Genomic DNA, 22024 nt, shown 5'->3' with positions numbered 1-22024 from the left:
ACTGCCTATTTCTGGCGGGTATATGGGCAGTTCGCTACCGGACTACCCCACCCAAGGGCAGGTGAGCCGACAGGTCGGTGCGTTCTCCCGAGGCCCTCACCCGGGCCTGATCGACGGCCTCGGACCAGGTCATCGCCCCGGTGGCGAGCGCGATCCAGCTGACCGCGTCGGTCTCGATCACCGCCGGCGGAGTGCCCCGGGTGTGCCGGACTCCTTCGATGCACTGCACCGCGGCGTACGGCGGGACGCGGACCTCGACGCTCCTGCCGGGCGCGCGCTGCTCGAGCAGCGCGAGGTAGTGCTTGGTGAGGAGCCGCAGGTCGGCCTTGGCAGGCTCCCCGGCGCGTACGCGATCCAGAGCAGCGGCCACGTCGGCGGCGGCCGCGGGCTTGAGTCGAGCTGGCACATCGCCACCCTATCCGCGGCAGTTGCCCACCGCGGCGGCGCGCGACCACTACGCTCCGGTGACGTGGGCCTGGAGAGACTCGAGTCGGCGATGGTGCTGAGGACCGTCGAGACGCTGCACGGACGGATCGCCGCACGCTTCCCCGACCGCGGGCTGGTGAAGGTCGCGGAGGAGCTGAGCGGGCTGATCCGGGACTCCGCCGGTGTCGGGGACCGGCTCCGCCGACGGTTGCTGTGGACGCGCGCGGTCTCGCGCGTGCTGATCCTGGCCGTCCTCGTGCTGACGCTGGTCGCCATCGTCTGGGGCCTCGCCACGGCCTTCGGCGACAAGACGCTCACCGGCGTCCAGTGGCTGCCGCTGATGGAGAGCACCGTCAACGACCTCATCTTCGGCGCGGTCGCGATCTTCTTCCTCTACACGATCCCGGAGCGGCTGCTGCGCTCGCGAGCGCTGAAGCTGCTGCACCGGCTGCGCTCGCTGGCCCACATCATCGACATGCACCAGCTCACCAAGGATCCCGAGCGGCTGCGCACGGGATTCACGCCGACCTCGGCCAGCGTCCGGCTCACCCTCGACGCCGACGAGCTGATCCACTACCTGGAGTACTGCTCCGAGCTGCTCAGCCTCGTCGGCAAGACCGCCGCGCTGTGCGCCGAGGACTCCCAGGACAATGTGGTCCTGGACACGGTCAGCACCGTCGAGGGCCTCACCGTCGACCTCTCCCGCAAGATCTGGCAGAAGATCCAGGTCGTCGGCGAGCTGCGCGAGGAGCAGTCGTCGTCCGCCTAGGGTCCATCTCATGAGGTCACAGACGGAGTGGTCGATCCTCGCGGTCGAGGCCGACACCGGCGAGGTGCTCATCGAGTCCGACCCGGACCTGCTGCTGCCGACCGCCAGCGTCGGCAAGGTCTTCCTGCTGCACCACCTGGCCGAGCTGCTCGACGAGGACGAGTCGCTGGGCCGGCTGCTGCTGCGCAAGGACAGCGTCGAACCGGTGGCCGACAGCGGGCTGTGGCAACACCTGGACGTCCCCGCCCTGACCTTGAACGACTGCGCCCGGCTGGTCGGCGCGGTCTCGGACAACCTGGCCACCAACGTGCTCCTCGACCATGTCGGTCTGGCTCCGGTCCAGGCGGTCGCCTCGCGGCTCGCCCCGGGCGGGTCGATGCTGAACGACTCGGTCCGGGACGTACGGACGCCGGAGGACCCGCCGACGCTTTCCCTCGGCTGTGCCGCCGACTGGGTCGCCTACTTCCGTACGCCGCACCCGACCGTCCTGTCCTGGCTGGCGCCGGCCACCGACCTGTCGATGGTCTCCTCCGCCTTCGGCCTGGACCCGCTGGCCCACACCGGACCTGTCCCGACCGATCTGGCGAACCGTCTCCAGGTGTGGAGCAAGACGGGTACGGACGACGGCGTCCGCGCCGAGGTCGGGCTGCTCGACGTGGCCGGCCGGCGGGCGGCGTACGCGGTCATCTGCCGCTTCGAGGGCGAGGTCGTCCCGGTGCTCGGTCAGATGCGGGCGTACGGCACGCTGCTCCTGGATGTGCTGCAGGGCGGCTAGGATCCAGATCCCGGACCGGCTCAGTAGGAGAACAGTGTGTTCAGCATCGACCTCGGGAACGGCGCAGAGATGGTGCTGCGTGACCGATCGACCGACTTCGCCGTCCACAAGCTCATCAACGCCAACCTCGAGCACCTCCGCGAGTGGGAGCCGTGGGCCCACGGCCAGCAGACCATGCTGAGCGTCGCCTCGTTCGGCACCTACCTGCTGAACCAGTGGGTCAAGGGCGAGGCGGTCCCCTGTGTCATCCGCCAGGACGGCCAGGTCGCCGGCGCCACCACCGCACGGATCAACCTCTACGAGAAGTCGGCCACGATCGGCTACTGGCTGGGCGAGGCCTTCGAGGGTCGCGGTCTGGTCACCCGGGCCGTCTCGGCGCTGCTGGACACGCTCTTCAACGAGTACGACATCGCGCGGGCGATCATCGACACCGCCGTCCACAACAAGCGCAGCCGCGCGGTCGCCGAACGGCTCGGGTTCACCCACGAGGGCACCATGCGCGGCGCCCAGGCCTATCCGGGCGAGCGCCGGGACCTGGTGGTCTACGGGCTGCTGCGCGAGGAGTGGCTAGGTCGCCGGGCTTGAGCGGACGAACCGCTCCCCCGCCTGCTTGACCATCTCGGCCAGCTCGGCGGGCTGCTCGACCGTGAAGTCGGCGTCGACCCCGGCGAGGATCATCATCGGCCAGCCCAGATCATCGGCCTGCATCCGCAGCCGGCAGCCGCCCTCGGCGGCCTCGACCTGACCCCAGCGCCCGACCCGCCGTGCGACCACGTCCGGCTCGACGCGGAAGTGGACGCAGATGTCGTGGGCGGCCGGACGGGAGCGGATGCCCGCCTGGACGTATGCCGCCGCGTCGCCACCCGGGATCTCGCGCGGCCGGAACGTCTGGCCGGTGGTCGCCGGGTCGCTGACCCGGTCGACGCGGAAGGAGCGCCAGTCCTGGCGGACGCGGTCGTAGGCGAGGAGATACCAGCGGTTGCCGAGCATCACCAGACGGTGGGGCTCGACGCGGCGCCGGGTCGGCTCGGCCTCGGGCGCCTGATAGGTGAAGGTCAGCGCCTCGTCGTCGCGGCAGGCCTGCGCGAGGATGCCGAGAACCCCGGCGTCCAGCGGCACCCGGCCGCCCCACGGGAGCAAGTCGGTCTGCGAGGTGACGGCATCCATCCGGCGCCGCAGCCGCGGCGGCATCAGCGCGACGACCTTCCCGAGTGCCTGGGCGGAGGTGTCCCCCATCCCGGCGACCAGGCCGGCCGCGGCGGTGCGCAGCCCGACGGCGATCGCGACCGCCTCGTCGTCGTCGAGCAGCAGCGGCGGCAGGGCGTTGCCGGCCCGGAGCTGGTAGCCACCGGCCACTCCACGGGTGGCGTCCACGTCGTAGCCGAGATCGCGCAGCCGCTCGATGTCGCGGCGCAGCGTGCGTTCGCTGACCTCGAGGCGTACGGACAGCTCCGTGCCGGGCCAGAAACGATGGGTCTGCAGCAGGGAGAGGAGCTGCAGCATCCGGGCACTCGTGCTCATGCCGCCACCTCCGTGGCGCAAGCGCCATGGTACGGACGCGGCGGCATGAAAGATCGGATTGTCGCTCGCTGACGCTCGCTCATGCCGTCGACTCTAGGCGGAATTGCGGCCAGCTCATGACCTGATTCCCGGAGAACCCTGGGCCCGAGCCCGCGCGACGGTCGGCTCGCCCCCTCCTCGAGCCGACCGTCGTCGCGCTACCTCCCTCTTACCCATTCGCCGCACTTCTAAACCGCATCCCGCAAAAGTTTTTCAAAAGCGGACAGAAACTGGCCGGATGAGGTCAGAGGCTGAAGACATGACGAACCACACCCACCAGCGGCCGGTGATCCGCACCGAGGCTCTGACCAGGCACTTCACCAGGAGCAAGAAGACCGTCGAGGCCGTACGCGGGCTCGACCTCGAGATCCAGCAGGGCGAGCTCGTCGCCTTCCTCGGCCCCAACGGAGCCGGCAAGTCGACCACCCTGCGGATGCTCACCACGCTGATCCCGCCGACCTCCGGCACCGCCGAGGTCGCCGGCCATGACGTCGTACGCTCGCGGGCGGCCGTCCGGCGCTCGATCGGCTACGTCGGACAGGGCAACGCGGCGGCCTTCGTCCAGCGCGGCCGCGACGAGCTGATGTCCCAGGCTCGCGCCCACGGCATCCCGCGGGCCGCCGCGAAGGCGCGCATCGACGAGCTGCTCGCGGCCTTCGACCTCCAGGAGTACGCCGACCGGCCGGTCCAGACGCTGAGCGGCGGCCAGCGGCGGCGGCTCGACATCGCGATCGGCCTGCTCAACCATCCCGACGTACTGTTCCTCGACGAGCCCTCGACGGGCCTCGACCCGCAGAACCGCGCCAACCTGCAGGAGCAGATCCGCCGGCTCCACCAGGACGGCACCACCATCGTGCTCACCACCCACTACCTCGAGGAGGCGGACGCGCTCGCCGGGCGCGTGATCGTCATCGACCACGGGGTGGTGATCGCCGACGACACCGCCACCCGCCTCAAGGAGCGGCTCGGCGACCTGGTGCTCCTCGGCTTCGCCACCGAGGCGGACGCCACGACCGCCGCCGCCCGCGCCGAGTCGGCGTTGACCGGTCCGACCCTCATTGACCGCACCGGGACGCAGGTTTCGATCCGCACCCCGCGCGGCGCCGACAGCGCCCCGGCGATGGCCATCGACCTGGCCGCTCATGGCACGCCGGCGATCCGGATGGAGGTCCACGCCCCCACCCTCGACGACGTCTTCCTCGACCTCACCGGCCGCAGCCTGCGCGAGTCGGCCGAGTCCACCACCCAGACCGAAGGAGCAGCAGCATGACCACCCTCACCGTCCCGGCCGCACAGGTCCGCCACACCACCCGGGTGCCGAGCAGGCCGACCGGATTCCTCACCGATACCTGGACCGTGCTGCTCCGAGAGCTCACACCCAAGCTGCGCCAGCCGGCCTCGATGCTCTTCGCGATGATGCAGCCGCTGGTCTTCCTCGGCCTCTTCGCGCCGCTCCTGCCCGACGTCGAGAACGGCAGCGCGCTGCAGTGGTTCGTGCCCGGCATCGTCGTCATGACCGCGTTGATGGGCGCCTCGATGACCGGCGCCGACCTGACCGCGGAGATCCGCTCCGGCTCCCACGAGCGGCTGCTGGTCTCGCCGTTGTCCCGGCCGTCCCTGCTGGTCGGGCGGGCCCTGAAGGAGGTCGTGCCGGTGCTCTTCCAGACGGCCGTCATCCTCGCCGTGGTGACCCCGTTCAGCTTCGACCTCCACCTCGGCGGGGTCCTGGTCGGAGCCGTCATCGTCTCGCTCTTCGCGATCGGCCTCGGCGCGCTCAGCTTCGCGCTCGCCACCGCCGCCAAGGAGCAGGACTGGGTCTTCTGGACGGTCCAGCAGATGCTGATCTTCCCGCTGCTGCTCCTCTCCGGCGTCCTCCTCCCGCTCGACGGCGCTCCCGGCTGGCTGCGGTTCCTCAGCGACATCAACCCGATGACGTACGTCGTGGAGGCGGAGCGTGCGCTCTTCTCCGGCGAGTTCCCGGCCGATGTCGTCACCGGCGGCTTCGTCGCGGCGGCAGTCGTCGCGGCGCTCGGGGTGCTCGTCGGCGTACGGACGATGGAGAGGTCGAGCTGAGAAAGCTCTTGACCTGAAGTTCACTTGAGCTTTCAGACTGGACACATGACTCGACAGCCCAGCCCGACAACGATCGTGCTCACCGTCATCGCCGGCACGGTGATGATCCCGATCGACATCACGATCGTCGCGGTCGCGATCGCCCGTCTCTCCCAGGAGACGGGCGCTTCGCTGCCGGTGATCCAATGGGTGGCCACCGGCTACACGCTCGCGCTGGCGACGGTCATCCCGGCCGCGGCCTGGGCGATCAGCCGGTTCGGCGCCCGCCAGGTGTTCCTGACCGCGATCGGCGTCTTCACCCTCGGCTCCGCCCTGGTCGCGGCGTCCTGGAACGTCGAGTCGCTGATCGCGTTCCGCGTGCTGCAGGGGCTCGGCGGCGGTTTCGTGATGCCGGCCGCGATGACCCTGACGCTGCGCTCGGCGCCACCCGAGGAGCGCGGCCGGCTGATGGCTCTGATGGGCCTGCCGGTGCTGGTCGGCCCGGTCTTCGGGCCTGTGCTCGGCGGGTGGCTCCTCGACACCATGTCGTGGCGGTGGATGTTCCTGATCAACCTGCCGCTGGGCCTGCTCGGCCTCGTCCTCGGGCTGCGCAACCTCCCGCGCCTGGAGCGCGGCCCGGGCGCGCGCCTGGACGTACGCGGCCTGCTCCTGCTCCCGCCCGCGATGGCGCTCCTCGTGCTGGGCACCTCGTTCGCCGAGGGCACCCTGCTCGACGCCCAGGTGCTGGTCCCGATCGGGACCGGGATCGTGCTCGTGGCGCTCTTCGTCCGGCACGCGCTCCGCGCCGCAGCACCGCTCCTCGACATCCGGCTCCTCGGCCGCCGCCTGACCGGGGGCAGCGCCGCGCTGCTGGTCTGCTTCGCCGGCGGCTACTTCGGCTCGATGATCCTGGTGCCGCTCTACTGGCAGGTCGTACGCGGCGAGTCCGCCACCACCGCAGGCCTGCTCATGGCTCCCGCCGGCATCGCCGCCGGGATCATGATCCAGATCTCCGGCCGCCTCATCGACCGCTTCCCGCCGCTGCCGGTGATCGGCTCCGGCATCGTGGTCTCGACCCTGGGCTTCGGGGCCCTGGCACTCCAGCTCAGCGCCGACGCCCCGATGCCGATCCTGGCCACGACCCACGCGATCGCGACCGCGGGCGCCGGGTTCGTGATGCTGCCGACGATGACCATCGCCACCCGCTACCTCGAGGACAGCGCCATCCCGGCCGGCTCGACGATGATCAACGTGATGAACCAGGTCGCCACCGCCTTGTGCACCGCCGGCGTCTCGGTGCTCCTGGCCGCCGCGCTCTCCGCCCGCCTTCCCGATCTGGGCAGCGACGGCGTCGGGGCGCTCAGCGCACTGTCGCCCACCGAGCGCACGGCCGTGGCACCGCTGGCCGCCGAGGCCCTGCAGGTCGCGTTCTGGCTGCCGGTCACGATGATGGCGATCTCGGCCGTGGTCGCGTTCGTCGTCTTCCGGCGTACGCCCTCGGCTCGGACGGCGCCGGCCGACGGCCGTCGGCCCGTGGCCGCGGTCGCCGACTAGGTCACTACCACGGGCGGTGGGTGCCGGGATACGGGTTCGGGCGCCCCGGGGCGGGACGGCCGGGGCCGGGGTAGTCGGGGTGGCCGGGGTGGGGCTGAGCGGGATGGACGGCGCCTCGGTAGACGGGGCCGCCCCCGGGGTAGCGCGGGGCCGGCCTGACCGGCCGAGTCGCCTCGAGATCGCGCCGGTGCCGTTCGCGGCGCCGGCGCCGCGCCAGCAGGAACGCGATGAGCAGCCCGAGCCCGGACAGCCCGAGCACAGCGACGGCGATCTCGACGTAGCCGATCCCGAACAGCCCGCTCGAGGCAGGAGCAGGACCGTCCGAGGCGTCGGTGAAGGTCACCGGGCCGGCCGTCTCCGAGTCGTCCCCGGGCAGAGCCGAGCTCGACTCCGGCGAGGACGATGACGACGACCCCGAAGCCGAGGGCGAGGACGAGGGCGATGCGACGGCGGACGGCGTACGCGACGGGGCCGGCGACGCCGTCTTCGACTTCGTGGGCTTCGAGGTCTGACGAGGAGTCGGCGCCCCGGTCGTCGCGGGCGCGGCCGGTGCCTGCGCGGTGGCCTCGGGGGTCGCGGTCGGCCGTACGCCCGGCGGATACTTCGCGAAGACCTGGACGCCCCAGCTGGTGCCGTCGACCACCACGAACGCGATCCCGATATGGGTGTAGTCGCCCAGGATGTTGGCGCGGTGCCCGTCGGAGCTCATCCAGCCCCGGTGCATCTCGGCGCCGGTCGGGTAGCCCATGGCGACGTTCTCGCCGATCCCCTGCCACCCCTCCGGCACCTGCTCGGCGAGGTCGGGATTGTGGGAGAGCTCCCCGTCGGCGGCGATCTTGTAGGCCCACGTCCGCGCCAGGCGGTCGAGGGCGGAGTCCCGCGTCAGCGGGTCCAGACCGGCATCGGCACGGGCGGCGTTCGCCAGCCGCTTGATCGTCCCGCCCTCCCCCGCGGACGCCGGACCGGCGCTGAACAGCAGCGCGGCCGCCGCCAGCAACAGAGCAAGGACACAGGACACGGGGCGATGCAGGTGGGGGAACATCCCCGCCAGGGTATCGACCTTTACTTGCGGTCGCTGCGCTCGATGTGGCGCTCGATGTGGGCCGCGATGCCTGCCATCAGCAGGCTCTGCCCGAAGGCCGACGGGTCGTCGGAGTCCGATTCCTCGCCGGGCGCGGCAGGCTGCCAGGTGGCCATCGACGCCATCAGGTGCGGGAACCGCTCCGGATCCGCGTACGTCACGAGCATCTCCTCGAACGACGCGTAGGGGTTGTCCGGGTCGGACAGCGCCGCCTCGACCTCGATCTTCGCCTCGCCCAGCGCGTACTGCGCGACGATGCCCAGGATCGCCAGCTTCTCCTCCGCAGGCAGTGCGACGTCGCGCAGATAGTAGAAGCCCAGGTCGATCCAGGCCAGGCGGTTCGGACCAGGGAGCGTGGCCGCGATCGGGAGGTCCAGGAACCATGGCTTGCGCACCGCCAGGTCGACCTGGGCACGCATCCAGGCCGCCAGACCCTCGCGCCACTCCAGGTCACGGTCGGGCTCGGGCAGGTCGTTGCAGAGCCGGTCGGCGAGCAGGATGAGCAGCTCGTCCTTGTTCTTCACGTGCCGGTAGAGCGCCATCGGCGAACAGCCGACCGCCTCGGCGACCCGGGCCATCGAGACGGCGGCAAGACCCTGCTCATCGGCGATGACGTAGGCGGCCTCGACGATCTGGGCGACGCTCAGCGCCGGCTTCGGGCCACGCCGGCCGGCCGGAGGCTTGCCCCACAGACGGGGGATCAGGTCAGAACTCATCGCATCCATCATGCCCTGCCCTTCCCGAAACCGATTGACGACCCATCCAATCTGCGTATTTTATAAACAGTTAATGCCATACGCTATTAGATCGGACGGCTCATGAGCACAACGACAAGACCTCTGGCACGCCCCTGGTGGCTCTTCCCACTGGGCGCGGCGACGGTGATCTTCCTGGTGTCCGCGCTGCCGCGATATGTGGGTCTGGACCCGTCGCAGTCGTTGGTCGCCACCGACCGCGGGCCCGCCTTCTACCCCGCCCTGGTGACGCACATCTTCTTCGGCTCGGTGATGCTCTGCTGCGGCGTACTCCAGCTGTGGCCGTGGCTACGCGCCCACCACCCGACGGTGCACCGCTGGACGGGGCGCGTCTATGTGGTCACCGGCATCCCGACGGGCGTGGCGGCGCTGGTCACCAGCCAGTTCCCGGCCGCGGGACCGGCCCAGCAGGTCGGCAACACTTTCCTGGGGGTGCTGTTCCTGCTCTTCACCGTGCTCGGCTACCGCGCCGCCCGGCAGCGGCGCTTCAAGGACCACCGCGAGTGGATGTACCGCAGCTACGCGATGGCGTTCTCGATCGTTGCCAACCGCTTCTGGGGCATGGTGCTGCTGATGATGTTCGTGCCCGAGGTGATGACCGGCGCCGACATCGGCACCGAGGACCCCACCCTCGCCAGCGCCGCCGCGGCCTCGGCGTGGGTCAGCTGGGTCGTGAACCTGCTGATCGCCGAGTGGATCATCCACCGGAGACCGCGGCGGCGAGGGAAGCGTCAGGAGAGCGCGTCGCGCAGCGTCGAGCGCCAGACGCCGGTGAGCTCCTCGAGCGGGATCTCGACGGCGCCGCCGTCGTAGGAGATCCGGTAGGCGGAGCCACCGGTCACACCGAGCTTCGTCGCCGCGACCCCGTGGCGCTCGGCCAGCGCGGTGAGCCGCTCGACGTCGTCGGCCTTGACGGTGACGATCGCGCGGGCGACCGACTCCGAGAAGAGCGCGACGAACGGGTCACCCGCGAGGGTCACGGAGACACCGATCCCCGAGGACATCGCCGGCTCGGCCAGCGCCTGCATCAGGCCACCGTCGGAGAGGTCGTGGGCCGAGGTGATGAAGCGGGCCTCGCCCAGGAGCTCGGCCAGGGCCTTCTCGGCGCCCAGGTTCACCCGGGGCGGCAGGCCACCGAGGTGACCGTGCACCACGTGGGCCCACTCCGAGCCGGAGAGCTCCTCGTGGGTCTCACCGAGCAGCACGACGACCTCGTCGGCGGCCTGGAAGTCCGAAGGCGTACGCGTGGTGACGTCCTCGATCACACCGAGGGTCGCGACCACCGGCGTGGGGTGGATGGCGACGTCGCCGGTCTGGTTGTAGAGGGAGACGTTGCCGCCGGTGACCGGGATGCCGAGCTCGAGGCAGGCGTCCTTCAGGCCGCGGGTGGCCTCGGCGAACTGCCACATCACGTCGGGGTCCTCCGGGGAGCCGAAGTTGAGGCAGTCGGAGATGGCCAGCGGCTTGGCGCCGACGGAGGCGACGTTGCGGTAGGACTCGGAGAGGGCGAGCTGGGCACCGGCGTAGGGGTCCAGCTTGGCGAAGCGCCCGTTGGCGTCGGTCGCGAGCGCGACACCGAGGTTGGTCGACTCGTCGACGCGGATCATGCCGCCGTCGGAGGGCTGGGAGAGGACGGTGTTGCCGCGCACGTAGCGGTCGTACTGCTCGGTGATCCAGGACTTGTCGCACAGGTTCTCCGAGGCGACCAGCTTCAGGATCGTCTCGCGGAGCTCGTCGGCGGAGGCCGCCCGCGGGAGCTTCTCGGCGACGTCGGCCTGGAGCGCGTCCTGCCACGACGGGCGGGCGTAGGGGCGCTCGTAGACCGGGCCCTCGTGGGCGACCGTGCGCGGGTCGACGTCGACGATCGGCTCGCCGTGCCAGTCGACGCGGAGCCGGCCCTCGCCGGTGACGGTGCCGATCGTGGCGGCTTCGACGTCCCACTTGTCGCAGATCGCCATGAAGGTGGCCTCGTCCTCGGGCGCGATGACGGCCATCATCCGCTCCTGGGACTCGCTCATCAGGATCTCCTCCGGCGCGAGCGTCGAGTCACGCAGCGGGACCTTGGTCAGCTCGACGTGCATGCCGCCGTCACCGGCGGCGGCGAGCTCGGAGGTGGCACACGAGATGCCGGCCGCGCCGAAGTCCTGGATGCCGCGGACGATGCCGGCGGCGAAGAGCTCGAGGGTGCACTCGATGAGCAGCTTCTCCATGAACGGGTCGCCGACCTGGACGCTCGGCCGCTTCGCCGGCCCGTCCTCGTCGAACTCCACCGACGCCAGGATGGAGGCGCCACCGATGCCGTCGCCGCCGGTGCGCGCGCCGTACATGATCACCAGGTTGCCGGCGCCGCTCGCCTTGGCGAGGTGCAGGTCCTCGTGGCGCAGCACGCCGACGCAGAGCGCGTTGACCAGCGGGTTGCCGAGGTAGGAGGCGTCGAAGACGGCCTCACCACCGATGTTGGGCAGACCCAGGCAGTTGCCGTAGTGGCCGATGCCGGACACGATCCCGGGCAGCACCCGGTGGGTGTCGTCCTCGGAGAGCGGGCCGAAGCGGAGCGGGTCCATGACGGCGACCGGGCGCGCGCCCATCGCGAGGATGTCGCGGACGATGCCGCCGACGCCGGTCGCGGCGCCCTGGTGGGGCTCGACGTAGCTCGGGTGGTTGTGGGACTCGACCTTGAAGGTGACCGCGTAGCCCTGGCCGACGTCGAGCACGCCCGCGTTCTCACCGATGCCGGCGAGCATCTTGCCGGCGGGGGTCTCCTGCGGGATCTCGCCGAACTGCTTCAGGTGGACCTTGGAGGACTTGTAGGAGCAGTGCTCGGACCACATCACCGAGTACATCGCCAGCTCGGCACCGGTCGGCCGGCGGCCGAGGATGCGGCGGATCTCGGCGTACTCGTCCTCCTTGAGGCCGAGCTCGGCCCAGGGCTGCTCGCGGTCGGGGTCACCGGCAGCGTGGTGCACGGTGTCCAGGAGCGGAAGATCGGACGCAACGGCAGCGGACGAAGTCTCGGTCACGGGCAGAAATCTACGTCAGAAGTGCCCAATCCCCCGAGTCGTCAGCCGGCCGCCGATCATCTGGGCAGCCCGCGCCACTCCCGCAGGTCGCGGATCTCACCGAACTCCTCGAGCGCCTGCCGGGCGACCTCGCCGTCCCCGGCGTAGGCGGCGACGCTCCAGCCGTGACCCTCCACCATCTCGGCGGTGACCCAGGAGGCCTCGCCGTGCGGGGTGGGCAGCCGGCGCGGACGCCAGGAGAGCGACATGCCGCCGTCGGGGCGCTGCTCGATCCTCGGGGTCGAGCCGGTCGCGGCGTACTTCTTCTGGCCGGTCTGCCACGTGCTCCAGTAGGCGTAGTGGAGGTAGACCCGGCTGCCCCGCCAGGTGATCGAGCACTCCACGAAGAGGTCACGCGGACCGGTCTCGGTACGGGCGCACTCGCCGCTCCGGGCGGCGTCGTCGTAGCCCGGGAAGACCCACTTCATGCCGTCCTCGCCGCGCGGGTCCGGGCACCGGGTCAGGGACCCGGAGCCGTTGCCGTCCCAGCAGACGTAGGGCGTGTTGGCCTGCCTGGTGGTCGAGCTGACCTGGTCGGCGACCGCGAACGGCCCGCCCACCTGTCCGCCGTAGGCGACGTGGATGATCCCGGCGACCGTGAGCGCGAGCAGCACGGTGATCGCGAAGAGAACCGGCGTCACCCGGTCACGTCGCTGCTGCACAGGCCCCCACCCCTTTGCGATCCGTTCCTTTACCAAGTTAACGCCGCCGCACGGCTTTGGTTAGGGCCCATCAGCCCGGCGGGACCAACGTCCCGGACGTCCGTCACCCGAGACCTTCGCTCGTCGAGCCAGCCGCCCTCTAGTCTTCTATTCGTAGTTATTCACTAGAGAAAGGCCATACGGTGTCCTCCCCCAGCACGTTCAGCCGACGCAGCCTCCTGGCGACCGGGGTCGGCGCGGTCGCCGCCACCGGCCTCGCCACGCCCGCCAACGCCGCCACCGAGGAGCCGTTCCAGGCCCGTAAGGTCAACCGGCCCCGGCGCAGGCCGAACCTCCTGGTCATCCTGGGCGACGACCTCGGCTGGGCCGACCTGTCCTCCTACGGCTCCCCGGACATCGAGACGCCCCACCTGGACCGGCTGGCCGCCTCGGGCGTGCGGTTCACCGACGCCTACTCCGCCTCCTCGGTCTGCTCCCCCACCCGCTTCGGGCTCTACACCGGGCGCTATCCCGGTCGCCTCGCCGGCGGGCTGCCCGAGCCCATCTCGTCGCCCAACAAGCTCCACGGCATCCCGCTCGACCACCCGACGCTCGCCTCGCTGCTGAAGGAGCAGGGCTACACGACGGCACTCTTCGGCAAGTGGCACTGCGGCTACCTGCCCTGGTACAGCCCGACCCGGGTCGGCTGGGACGAGTTCTTCGGCAACTTCTCCGGCGGGCTCGACTACTTCTCCAAGATCAACCACAACGGCGACCACGACCTCTACGAGAACGAGGTGGAGGTCGAGGACCTCCGCTACTACACCGAGATCGTCACCGAGAAGGCCGTCAGCTTCCTCGAGCGCGACCACGACGCGCCGTGGCTCCTCAACCTCAACTTCACCACCCCGCACTGGCCCTGGGAGGGACCCGACGACAAGGCGGTGAGCGATGAGCTGACCGCCCGGATCGAGGACGGCGAGAAGGGCGTGCTCTTCCATAACGACGGCGGCTCGCTGGCGACGTACAAGACCATGGTCGAGGACCTCGACCAGTCGATCGGCCAGGTCATCAAGGCCCTCGAACGCACGGGCCAGCTCCGCGACACCGTCGTCTTCTTCGCCAGCGACAACGGCGGTGAGCGGTTCTCCAACGTGTGGCCGTTCACCGGCGCCAAGTCGAACCTCAACGAGGGCGGCATCCGGGTGCCCACCATCCTGAGCTGGCCCGGCACCCTGCCCGGTCGCCAGGTCAGCGACGAGCCCGTGGTCACGACCGACTGGACCGCGACCTTCCTCGAGCTCGCCGGCGCGACGCCGGCGGAGGACTACCCCCTCGACGGCACCAGCCTGGTCCCACACCTCTTCGGTGGCCGGCCGCGCGAGACCCAGGACCTCTTCTGGCGGATGCGCGGGCAGCGGGCGCTACGCCGCGGCTCGCTCAAGTATCTGCAGCTCGACGGCACCGACCACCTCTACGACCTGAGCGAGGACGTACGCGAGCAGGCCGACCTGGCCCGGAAGCGGCCGGAGGACCTGGCGGAGCTGCGCGCGGCCTGGGAGAAGATCGACGACACCCTGCTGGCGTACTCCTGACGTACGCCTGGGCGAGTCCACTGGTAACTGAGTGACGGTTGTGACTACCGTGACGAAATATGGGGGACTTCACCAGGTTCAAGTACGTCAGACGGGCACTCGGCGCGAGCCTGATCTCCGGCGTCGTCGGCGTCGCGGGGCTGGCCACACCCAGCCCCGCGGCGGCCGCGAACCCGGTCACCCCGGGCAACTTCACCGGCTACGGCTTCGACCAGTGCCAGGCGCCGTCGCAGGCGGCGATGGACCGCTGGTGGAAGCACTCCAACTTCGGCGCGGTGGGGATCTACATCGCCGGCAACTCGCGTGGCTGCCGCACCCAGACCAACCTGAGCGCCACCTGGGTGCGCGCCCAGCAGGCCCGCGGGTGGCGGCTCCTGCCGGTCACGCTCGGCCCGCAGGCATCCTGCAACCCGCACTTCCCGCGCTACCGCGACGACCCGCGGATCAGCGCCAAACCGACCGACCAGTACGCCAAGGCGAAACGCCAGGGCGTCGCGCAGGCCGATGCGACCGTCGACGCCGCCAAGCGCTACGGCATCGTCGCCGGGAGCACGATGTTCTACGACCTCGAGGGCTTCGACATCGGCAACAAGCGCTGCCGTGAGTCGGCGATGTGGTTCGTCTCGGCCTGGAGCTACCGGATCAAGAAGCTCGGCTACCGCCCGGCGCTGTACTCGAGCGCGTCGTCCGGGATCAAGGCGATGTACGCCGTCTGGCACGCCCAGCCGCGCGGCTTCGTCTACCCCGCGGACCTGTGGATCGCCGACTGGGACGGCCGCGCCGGCACCTCGACCCGCTACATCCCCGACTCCCCGTGGAACCCGCACAAGCGCGTCAAGCAGTACCGCGGCCCGCACAAGGAGACCCACGGCGGCACCACCATCGAGATCGACTCCAACTTCGTCGACCTCGGCCGCGGCTCCTACGCGCGGCCGGTGACGCACTGCGGCGGCGTGCCGGTCAGCTTCACCAGCTACCCCGCCCTGAAGCCGCGCACCAGCTCCTACACCCCCTCGCCGATCTACACCAAGGCGCTCGAGTGCATGCTCCGCGAGCGCGGGGGCTTCGGCGGCCCCATCGACGGGACGTACGACGCGGGGCTGGTCCGCTCGATCAACGCCTGGCAGCGCTCGCACGGGCTGACGGTGCGAAAGACCTGGACCCAGGGTGCCTGGAAGACGCTGTGGGCGGCCAACAGCCGCCCGCTCCTGAAGCGCGGCATGTCCGGCGAGACCGTCCGCGACCTCCAGCGCGCCCTCAGCGCCACCACCGCGCCCGAGCGTCCGAAGATCACCGGCGTCATGGACTGGAACACCCAGGTCGCCCTCGTCGCCTACCAGAAGCGCCTCGGCCGCACCACGACCGGGATGGCCACCGAGGTGACCTGGTACGACCTGGCCCACGGCCGCTGAGTCCGAGGTTGTGAAGCCGAGAGTGGTCCATAGGCCACTCTCGGCTTCACAACGCTTCGGGGGTTGAGCAGAACAGGTGCTGCGCGGCGCTCGCGTGGCCGATCGTCCGGGTTCCGTCCTCCTCGGTCCGCGGTGTCGTCGACTCGGGGACGGGCGAGGAGACCACTCCGAGACAGAACCGGACCTCGTCGACGTCGCTCGGGATCGACATCGGTCCTGTTCCGAGATCGGACCCGAACGGGTGGAACCAGGTCAGCGGCAACACCGATGTCACTTCCACCTCGACAACCCCGCCCGCGGGCACCTCCGTGACCCCGACTCGCGGTATCGACTCCCACGTCTGGTCGGTGTCCGGAAAGCCGAAGATCGCCTGCGACAGCAATGCTCCACCGTTGGCGTCCTCGGTGACGTACGCCGCTTCCTCGCGATAGCGGATGCCAGCACCCGCGGGCAACCCGGGCCGGTTGATCAGCATCAGCGGCTCATCACCGTCGTTGGCGAACCGGTAGCTCACCTGGACCTCGGTGCCGCTGACCGTCACGTCGGCGTCGAACGTCGCAGCCGGCGCCGGTGCCGAGCTCGACGGACCGAACTCGCCATAGGGCGAATCCTCAGCGCACCCGCCGAGAGGCATCAGCAGTGCCACCATGAGCACGCCGACACGCTTCATCAGCCCAGGGATGCCGGATCAGAGCAGAAGATCTGCTGGGCCTCGGCTGCCGAGTCGGAGTGGGCGAGACCCGTGACCTCGGCGGGGACGCCGTCGGGGTAGAGGTCGCGGAGGTCGAGGACACCGACGCAGAAGATGACCTCCTCAACCGGGTCCGGGAGCTGCGGGACCGAGTCGTCGTCGAACGGGCGGTACTCCTCGAGCGGCAACGGCACGCGTACGTTCCGCTCCAGCTCCTCGCCCGCCGCGAGCTCGACCCAGCCGACCGCCGGCATCTGGGCGAACGACGTGTCGTCCGGCAGTGCGAAGACTCGCTTGCTGACCTCGGCCCGGCTCCCGCCGCTGCCCAGGACGTAGACGGTGTCCGCCGACGCCGGCTGCAGCGCACCGTTGGCGTACGTCGGCACCGAGTCGACCACGTAGACGTCGACATCCGCGTCGTTGACCACCCGATAGCTGATCTCGAGCGCATCTCCGGCCTTGGCGATCTCCGACTCGAACCGGACCCCGTCGATCTTCCGCTCCCCCTCGGGAGCCTTCGCGCAGCCACTCATCACCAGACCTCCCGCCGTCAACAGCGATGCGAGCATCATCCACCTAGTAGTGGTCACGGTGCGGTGCCCCCATCTCGTCGCGCAGACCGTTCTCGGTGTAGACGTAGGGATGGTCCGGGTCGATCTGCTCGGGCGTGCTCGGGTCGTTGTCGTGGTCGACAGGCAGACCGGCAGCCTCGCGCTCGCGGTTGTTCGTCCCCTGGTTCTCGGGGTCGTCACCGTGATACTCACCGGGCTCGAGCGTGTCGTGCATGTAGTCGTAGACGTGCGCCATCTCGTGGTAGAGCACCGCGACCGGCGGGCCGTCGACGGGCGTCTGGGGATAACGGTTGCCGGTGTTCATCGTGTCGATGTCCGGCATGTACTCGATCTCGTTGCCGCCCATCTTCCCGTCGGATGCCGAGCTGTTCGGCGTGTCACCGACGTACTCGCGGATGGTCAGGTTCTCCTGCCCGATCCCGAACACACCCGAATCATCGTGTCTACGGTCCAGCGCGGCGAGCATCTGCTGACCCGTCGGCGACGCGGCCAGCATCTCGAGGTCGGCGCGGGTCCGGGCGACGAACTCCGGTGACCCCTCGATCTTGATCCACTCCGGGACCTCGGCGATCTGGACCGTCACGTGCTGCTCGACGTCCTCGTCGGTGTCGCCGGACTCGCCGTGGGCCTTGTCGTCCCCCGTGCCACCGTAGGTGGTGTCGGTCCCCCGGCCGGCGTACGTCACGTCGTCGCCGGCGCCGCCGTGGATCCGGTCGTTGTCGTCACCGCCGGAGACGATGTCGTTGCCGTCACCGCCGACGAGCAGATCGTCGCCATCGGCACCTTCGAGGTAGTCCTGGCCGCGACCACCGCTGATCCGGTCGTTTCCGGCCATGCCGTAGACCGTGTCGTCCCCGCCCGCTCCGGTGGCGAGGTCGTTGCCGCCCTGGGCGTCGATGTAGTCGCGGTCCGTGCCGCCCGAGACCCGGTCGTCGCCGTCGCCGGCGAAGATGTGGTCACGGTCCTGGCCACCGAGGATGCGGTCGCTGCCGCTGCCCCCGTTGAGCCGGTCATCGCCCCTGCCCCCGAGCAGGGAGAGGTTGACGTTGGTGCCCTGCGGGACGTTGATCTCGTCGTTGCCCTCGCCGGCGCGGATGACGATCTCGTTGCCGGCGGGCACCTCGTACATCTGACCGTTGACGGTGACGACCTGTTTCCCGGTCAGCGGGTTGATCCCGACGGTGACCACGTCGTCGCCGCTGCCGGTGTTGATGTAGGTCTTGCCGTCGACGTTGATCATGCCGACCGAGTCGACGTCGGCAGGGAGGTGGAACGGGTCCTGGCCGGACTCGGCGATCGCCGCCATGCTCGTCGACAGGCTCTGCCAGGCAGCGGTGGTGTCGACGAGCACCTGGCGGTCGGCGCCGAGGTCGCGGTCGAGGCCGGTCCGGATCTCGGAGGCCCGGGCGATGGCGTCGGTGACCAGCTTGCTGTCCTCGGGGGTCTCGGGCTCGAACCGGATGTCGCCCGACGGGCTGCCCTGGTGCGGGATGTGGGCAACGGTGGCCCAGGACTGGTCGAGGTGACCTTGGGCGATGCGTACGGTGCCGGCGATGCGGGCCATCGCTGCCGACGCCTTGTCCGCGAGCTCGCGCGCGGTGTCGAGGTCGGTCAGGAGCGTCTTGCGGTGCCCCTCGTAGGACTCGGCCGTCTGCCCCTCCCAGTCGGCGACCACGTCCTTGGAGCCGCTGATGAACGACTCGGTGACGCCGTCGAGGGCCTTCGCGACCGACGACCAGCCTCGCGACGCGTCGTCGATCGAGGCCACGTCGTCCCACAGCTTCCAGGTGCCTTCGGACATCTCGTGCTCCTCAGCGGGGGGTGGGGGTGGGGCCCGGTGACGGGCTCGGCGTGGGCGAGGGTGGCTTCGGACCCGGAGTCGGCTCCGGAGGTCGCGGCAGCGGTCCCGGAGGCAGCGAGTTGCTGGACTGGACGGCCCGGGCGACCTCCTCGTCGGTCGCGGAGATGTCGAACGCACACAGCATGAGCGCGTCGGCGTCGGCCTCGAAGACCGCCGCGAACGACTCGAGTGCGCTGGACGCGGCCTCGACCAACGGCCCGTGGGCAGCCGTCGTGTCGTAGCCGCCCTGGGTGTTGCCGGCATCGCGCGAGGCGACCTGGAGCGCGCCGGCGTTGTCCGTGGTCGCGGCGGTCAGGTCCATCGCCCAGTCGATGCAGCGGTCGGCGAGCCTGACGAGCTCGTCGGGACGTACGTTGATCTGAGATGACATCGGGGCCTCCCTCTTCAACGGGGTTCTTCCCCGGAAGACGCGTGGCTACACGCGAACGCCGCGCCTATCTCATCATCCGAGACAGGCGCGGCGGCGAGGGGCTCAGGAGAAGGGGTTGGGCAGGGCGCCGGGGAGGTCGGCGAGGAGCTCGCGGGCACGGGCGGCGACCTTGTGCTCGACGAGCACCTCGTACTTGGCCGGGACGATCATCTTGACGCTGGAGAAGTCGCGGGTGCCCCGGGTGGCGGCGTAGCCGATCAGCGACCAGACGAGGCCGAAGACGACGCCCAGCAGCACCGTCGAGAGCAGGATGAAGAGGAAGTTCTCGCCGCCGAAGAGCGACATGATCAGGCCGACGAAGACGCCGAGCCAGGCGCCGGAGAGGACACCGGCGAGCGCGACCTTGCTCCAGGTGAGGCGGCCGGTGATCCGCTCGATCTGCTTCAGCTCGGTGCCGACGATCATGCAGTTCTCGACCGGGAACTCGTGGTCGGAGAGGAAGTCGACCGTCTTCTGCGCGGCCGCGTAGTCGTCATAGGTCGCGAGCGACTGGGGGAACTCCAGCTTCAGCGGGCTCTGCGGGCCGCCGACCGGCGAGGTGAAGGACATACGCCCAGTGTGCCCCAGGGAAGGTCAGGATTTGAGGACGCCGTTCGCGATGACATCGAGCATGGGACGTACGTCCCGGGGCTCGAGCGAGGACTGGTCGGCCATGGTCGCGACCCCACCGAGGAGACGACACACGTCGAGGTTGTCGACGCCCTCGCGCAGCATGCCGTGGTCGGCCATCTCGGTCAGGACGCTCTCGTTGGCGTCGGCGTAGGTCTGGCACTTGGTGCGCAGCGGAGAGTCCTCGCAGCCCAGGGAGGCCGTGATCTTGGCGGCCGCGCCCTGATGGCGGGTCAGCAGTCCGACGTACTCCTCGAACCAGGCGAGCAGCTTCTCCCGGCACCCACCCTCGGTCGCCATCGCCTTCTCGACATGGGCGGAGACCTCCTCGATCCAGGTGGCCATGATCGCCTCGTGGAGCGCCTCGCGCGTGGGGAAGTGACGGTAGAGGGTGCCCGGGCCGACGCCTGCGCGACGGGCCACCTCGTCGAGAGGCGCGTCGAGGCCGCGCTCCTTGAAGACGGCATGGGCGACCTCGATCAGCCGCTCGCGGTTGCGCTGCGCGTCGGCTCTCATCCGGACCTCCTCTGTGGCTCCCGCCGCTCTGCGGGGGCCTCACGTTAACAGCAGTGACCGCGAGCACAGATAAATGCATTGCTAACCGGAGACACCCTCCGGTAGTGTTCCATGCAAGCGGAGACTTCCTCCGCTTCACTGTACTCCTTTTCCGTCTCCAACAGGAGCTCTCGAATGACATCCACCGTGGCACCACCCACGCCACCCGCGGCCACCAAGGCCGTCGGTGCCGGGATCGCCCTGGTCCTGGTCGCTCAGCTGATGATCGTGCTCGACGCCGCCGTCGTGAACGTCGCACTCCCTCGGATCGCCAACGACCTCGAGTTCACCCCCGCGGCCCTGACCTGGGTCCTCAACGGCTACACCCTCGCCTTCGGCGGCCTGCTGCTGCTCGGCGGCCGTCTCGGCGACGTCTTCGGCAGGCGGCGTACGTTCGTCGCCGGCCTCTCCGTCTTCACCCTCTTCTCCCTGGCCGGCGGGCTCGCGCCGACCGACGACCTGCTGGTCATCGCCCGTGCTCTGCAGGGCTTCGGTGCCGCGATCGCCGCGCCTCAGGTGCTGGCGCTGCTGACCACCTCGGCGAAGGACGACGCCGGGCGGGCGCGGGCGATCGCGCTCTTCGCGGCCGTCTCCTCCAGCGGTGCCTCCATCGGCCTGATCCTCGGCGGCATCCTGACCGATGTCGCGTCGTGGCGCTGGACGCTGTTCATCAACGTACCCATCGGGCTCGTCGTGCTCGCCCTCGTCGGCCGCCTCGTCTCCGAGACCGCCCGGCGACCGGGACGCTTCGACATCGTCGGCGCCGTGGCCGCCACCGGTGGTGCGGCCGCGATCGTGTGGTCGCTCATCGGCGCCCCCGAGCACGGCTGGACCTCCGCGCGCACCATCGGCGGCATCGCCGTCGGCCTGCTCCTGCTGGTCGCCCTCGTGCTCACCGAGCGCCGCGTCGCCCACCCGCTGCTGCAGCTCCACCTCTTCAACAGCCACCGCCGCGTCGCCGCGTTCATCGCCGCGGTCGGGCTGGTCGGTGCTCAGTTCGCGACGTTCTACCTGACCGTGATCTACCTGCAGGGCGTGCTCGGCATGGGTCCGCTCGCCTCCGGGCTGGCGTTCCTCCCGCTCACCCTGATGATCTTCGCGATGTCCCGGATCGCGCCTCGCATCGCTGCCCGGATCGGGATGCCGCGGGTGCTGGTGCTGGGCGCCACCGGCCTCACCGCGTCGTTCCTGTGGCTGAGCACGCTCTCGGAGTCGAGCACCTACGCCGGCGCCGTCCTGGCTCCGTTCCTCCTCAACGGCGCCTTCGCCTCGCTCGTCTTCACCTCCACCACGGCCCTCGGCCTGGAGAACGTCGACGCCGCGCACGCCGGCTCGGCCTCGGGTCTGGTGCAGACGATGCAGCAGCTCGGCGGCTCGATCGGCCTGGCCGTGATCGCCTCGGTCTACGTCGCCAACGGCACCCCCGGCGAGGTCGTGCCGGGCATGCGTGAGGCGTTCTACGCCGCGGCCACCCTCGGCGCGCTCGGGATCATCGCCTCGCTGAGCGTCGTGCTCCGTCGTCCCTCCGGACTGCGGTCGTACGCCGCCGGGCCGGCCGCGGTCGAGGTCGACTGAACCGTCACCCTCGGGTTCGAGGACGTTGGACCCTCGACACGAGTCGTTCGAC

At 70.2% G+C, this 22024-nt stretch carries 22 protein-coding genes; 10 read left to right on the top strand and 12 right to left on the bottom strand.

The features are described 5' to 3' along the window. Positions 1–34: 34 nt before the first annotated feature. Positions 35–406: a sterol carrier family protein gene (locus UG56_RS05340; RefSeq protein WP_045549897.1), complete on the bottom strand. Its 372-nt coding sequence runs from the start codon at positions 404–406 to the stop codon at positions 35–37. A gap of 63 nt (positions 407–469) precedes the next feature. On the opposite strand from UG56_RS05340, the gene UG56_RS05335 reads away from it, so the two are divergent. From UG56_RS05335 to UG56_RS05325, 3 genes are read left to right on the top strand one after another with little or no spacing between them, the layout of a single operon-like run. Continuing rightward, on the top strand, positions 470–1195 hold the full coding sequence (locus tag UG56_RS05335) for a hypothetical protein (protein ID WP_052693783.1): 726 nt from the start codon (positions 470–472) through the stop codon (positions 1193–1195). Positions 1196–1205: 10 nt separating this feature from the next. Continuing rightward, on the top strand, positions 1206–1970 hold the full coding sequence (locus UG56_RS05330; protein ID WP_045549899.1) for a serine hydrolase: 765 nt from the start codon (positions 1206–1208) through the stop codon (positions 1968–1970). A gap of 36 nt (positions 1971–2006) precedes the next feature. Next, positions 2007–2555 carry a GNAT family N-acetyltransferase gene (locus UG56_RS05325; protein WP_052693786.1) on the top strand — a complete coding sequence of 183 codons (549 nt, stop codon included), beginning with the start codon at positions 2007–2009 and terminating at the stop codon, positions 2553–2555. On the opposite strand, the gene UG56_RS05320 is transcribed toward UG56_RS05325, so the two are convergent. Then, positions 2538–3491, bottom strand: coding sequence for a helix-turn-helix transcriptional regulator (locus tag UG56_RS05320; RefSeq protein WP_084100549.1), 954 nt, complete (start codon positions 3489–3491; stop codon positions 2538–2540). The genes UG56_RS05325 and UG56_RS05320 overlap by 18 nt on opposite strands. Positions 3492–3789: 298 nt before the next feature. Between UG56_RS05320 and UG56_RS05315 the strand changes: the two genes are divergently transcribed. From UG56_RS05315 to UG56_RS05305, 3 genes are read left to right on the top strand one after another with little or no spacing between them, the layout of a single operon-like run. Beyond that, on the top strand, positions 3790–4800 hold the full coding sequence (locus tag UG56_RS05315) for an ATP-binding cassette domain-containing protein (protein ID WP_256206448.1): 1011 nt from the start codon (positions 3790–3792) through the stop codon (positions 4798–4800). Then, a complete protein-coding gene (locus UG56_RS05310) occupies positions 4797–5603 on the top strand; it encodes an ABC transporter permease (RefSeq protein ID WP_045549901.1) in 807 nt (268 codons plus the stop codon). Before UG56_RS05315 ends, UG56_RS05310 begins: the two co-directional genes overlap by 4 nt. Positions 5604–5648: 45 nt before the next feature. Then, complete coding sequence (locus UG56_RS05305) at positions 5649–7136, top strand: DHA2 family efflux MFS transporter permease subunit (RefSeq protein WP_045549902.1); 1488 nt, start codon at positions 5649–5651, stop codon at positions 7134–7136. 4 nt (positions 7137–7140) lie between these two features. Here UG56_RS05305 and UG56_RS05300 read toward each other — a convergent pair whose 3' ends face one another. Together UG56_RS05300 and UG56_RS05295 are read right to left on the bottom strand one after the other, a co-directional pair. Further along, positions 7141–8154 (bottom strand): CAP domain-containing protein, encoded by a 1014-nt coding sequence (locus UG56_RS05300; RefSeq protein WP_177191425.1) that lies wholly within the window; start codon positions 8152–8154, stop codon positions 7141–7143. Between the two features lie 44 nt (positions 8155–8198). Continuing rightward, on the bottom strand, positions 8199–8933 hold the full coding sequence (locus UG56_RS05295; protein ID WP_256206447.1) for a TetR/AcrR family transcriptional regulator: 735 nt from the start codon (positions 8931–8933) through the stop codon (positions 8199–8201). Positions 8934–9035: 102 nt separating this feature from the next. Between UG56_RS05295 and UG56_RS05290 the strand changes: the two genes are divergently transcribed. After that, positions 9036–9785: a DUF2306 domain-containing protein gene (locus UG56_RS05290; protein ID WP_045549138.1), complete on the top strand. Its 750-nt coding sequence runs from the start codon at positions 9036–9038 to the stop codon at positions 9783–9785. Here UG56_RS05290 and purL read toward each other — a convergent pair. Next, positions 9704–11992 (bottom strand): phosphoribosylformylglycinamidine synthase subunit PurL, encoded by a 2289-nt coding sequence (gene purL, locus UG56_RS05285; protein WP_177191424.1) that lies wholly within the window; start codon positions 11990–11992, stop codon positions 9704–9706. The two genes, UG56_RS05290 and purL, sit on opposite strands and share 82 nt — an antisense overlap. Positions 11993–12048: 56 nt before the next feature. Next, positions 12049–12693 carry a hypothetical protein gene (locus UG56_RS05280; RefSeq protein WP_045549139.1) on the bottom strand — a complete coding sequence of 215 codons (645 nt, stop codon included), beginning with the start codon at positions 12691–12693 and terminating at the stop codon, positions 12049–12051. Between the two features lie 182 nt (positions 12694–12875). Here UG56_RS05280 and UG56_RS05275 point away from each other — a divergent pair, with 182 nt between their 5' ends. Continuing rightward, positions 12876–14267 (top strand): sulfatase-like hydrolase/transferase, encoded by a 1392-nt coding sequence (locus UG56_RS05275; RefSeq protein ID WP_045549140.1) that lies wholly within the window; start codon positions 12876–12878, stop codon positions 14265–14267. 59 nt (positions 14268–14326) lie between these two features. Continuing rightward, positions 14327–15679 carry a glycoside hydrolase domain-containing protein gene (locus UG56_RS05270; RefSeq protein ID WP_052693600.1) on the top strand — a complete coding sequence of 451 codons (1353 nt, stop codon included), beginning with the start codon at positions 14327–14329 and terminating at the stop codon, positions 15677–15679. A 46-nt stretch (positions 15680–15725) separates the two neighbouring features. On the opposite strand, the gene UG56_RS05265 is transcribed toward UG56_RS05270, so the two are convergent. The 6 genes from UG56_RS05265 to UG56_RS05240 all read right to left on the bottom strand — a co-directional run bounded on the left by UG56_RS05265 (position 15726) and on the right by UG56_RS05240 (position 20358). Further along, a complete protein-coding gene (locus UG56_RS05265) occupies positions 15726–16349 on the bottom strand; it encodes a hypothetical protein (RefSeq protein WP_045549141.1) in 624 nt (207 codons plus the stop codon). Continuing rightward, entirely contained in the window at positions 16349–16903 is a 555-nt protein-coding gene (locus UG56_RS05260; protein WP_143054920.1) for a hypothetical protein, read from the bottom strand. The genes UG56_RS05265 and UG56_RS05260 overlap by 1 nt, the downstream gene beginning before the upstream one ends. A 43-nt stretch (positions 16904–16946) precedes the next feature. Beyond that, on the bottom strand, positions 16947–18743 hold the full coding sequence (locus tag UG56_RS05255; protein ID WP_045549162.1) for a M91 family zinc metallopeptidase: 1797 nt from the start codon (positions 18741–18743) through the stop codon (positions 16947–16949). A 10-nt stretch (positions 18744–18753) separates the two neighbouring features. Continuing rightward, positions 18754–19173, bottom strand: coding sequence for a hypothetical protein (locus UG56_RS05250; protein ID WP_071326884.1), 420 nt, complete (start codon positions 19171–19173; stop codon positions 18754–18756). Positions 19174–19275: 102 nt separating this feature from the next. Beyond that, on the bottom strand, positions 19276–19782 hold the full coding sequence (locus tag UG56_RS05245; protein WP_045549143.1) for a general stress protein: 507 nt from the start codon (positions 19780–19782) through the stop codon (positions 19276–19278). A gap of 24 nt (positions 19783–19806) precedes the next feature. Continuing rightward, the gene (locus tag UG56_RS05240) at positions 19807–20358 is read right to left on the bottom strand and encodes a TetR/AcrR family transcriptional regulator (protein WP_045549144.1); all 552 of its coding nucleotides are present in this window, start codon (positions 20356–20358) and stop codon (positions 19807–19809) included. Positions 20359–20532: 174 nt separating this feature from the next. On the opposite strand from UG56_RS05240, the gene UG56_RS05235 reads away from it, so the two are divergent. Then, positions 20533–21972 carry an MFS transporter gene (locus tag UG56_RS05235; RefSeq protein WP_045549145.1) on the top strand — a complete coding sequence of 480 codons (1440 nt, stop codon included), beginning with the start codon at positions 20533–20535 and terminating at the stop codon, positions 21970–21972. Positions 21973–22024: the final 52 nt, after the last annotated feature.

Origin of the sequence: Nocardioides luteus, from assembly GCF_000960475.2 — a bacterium.
Taxonomy (GTDB): domain Bacteria; phylum Actinomycetota; class Actinomycetes; order Propionibacteriales; family Nocardioidaceae; genus Nocardioides; species Nocardioides luteus_A.
This window is presented reverse-complemented; position numbering and strand designations above follow the sequence as displayed.

Excerpts from the sequence above, each read along its gene's own strand:
- UG56_RS05330 (WP_045549899.1), top strand. The coding sequence starts at position 1,206 with ATGAGGTCACAGACGGAGTGGTCGATCCTCGCGGTCGAGGCCGACACC.
- UG56_RS05320 (WP_084100549.1), bottom strand. The coding sequence starts at position 3,491 with ATGAGCACGAGTGCCCGGATGCTGCAGCTCCTCTCCCTGCTGCAGACC.
- UG56_RS05315 (WP_256206448.1), top strand. The coding sequence starts at position 3,790 with ATGACGAACCACACCCACCAGCGGCCGGTGATCCGCACCGAGGCTCTG.
- UG56_RS05310 (WP_045549901.1), top strand. The coding sequence starts at position 4,797 with ATGACCACCCTCACCGTCCCGGCCGCACAGGTCCGCCACACCACCCGG.
- UG56_RS05305 (WP_045549902.1), top strand. The coding sequence starts at position 5,649 with ATGACTCGACAGCCCAGCCCGACAACGATCGTGCTCACCGTCATCGCC.
- UG56_RS05295 (WP_256206447.1), bottom strand. The coding sequence starts at position 8,933 with ATGAGTTCTGACCTGATCCCCCGTCTGTGGGGCAAGCCTCCGGCCGGC.
- UG56_RS05290 (WP_045549138.1), top strand. The coding sequence starts at position 9,036 with ATGAGCACAACGACAAGACCTCTGGCACGCCCCTGGTGGCTCTTCCCA.
- UG56_RS05270 (WP_052693600.1), top strand. The coding sequence starts at position 14,327 with ATGGGGGACTTCACCAGGTTCAAGTACGTCAGACGGGCACTCGGCGCG.
- UG56_RS05265 (WP_045549141.1), bottom strand. The coding sequence starts at position 16,349 with ATGAAGCGTGTCGGCGTGCTCATGGTGGCACTGCTGATGCCTCTCGGC.
- UG56_RS05260 (WP_143054920.1), bottom strand. The coding sequence starts at position 16,903 with ATGAGTGGCTGCGCGAAGGCTCCCGAGGGGGAGCGGAAGATCGACGGG.
- UG56_RS05255 (WP_045549162.1), bottom strand. The coding sequence starts at position 18,743 with ATGTCCGAAGGCACCTGGAAGCTGTGGGACGACGTGGCCTCGATCGAC.
- UG56_RS05250 (WP_071326884.1), bottom strand. The coding sequence starts at position 19,173 with ATGTCATCTCAGATCAACGTACGTCCCGACGAGCTCGTCAGGCTCGCC.
- UG56_RS05245 (WP_045549143.1), bottom strand. The coding sequence starts at position 19,782 with ATGTCCTTCACCTCGCCGGTCGGCGGCCCGCAGAGCCCGCTGAAGCTG.
- UG56_RS05240 (WP_045549144.1), bottom strand. The coding sequence starts at position 20,358 with ATGAGAGCCGACGCGCAGCGCAACCGCGAGCGGCTGATCGAGGTCGCC.
- UG56_RS05235 (WP_045549145.1), top strand. The coding sequence starts at position 20,533 with ATGACATCCACCGTGGCACCACCCACGCCACCCGCGGCCACCAAGGCC.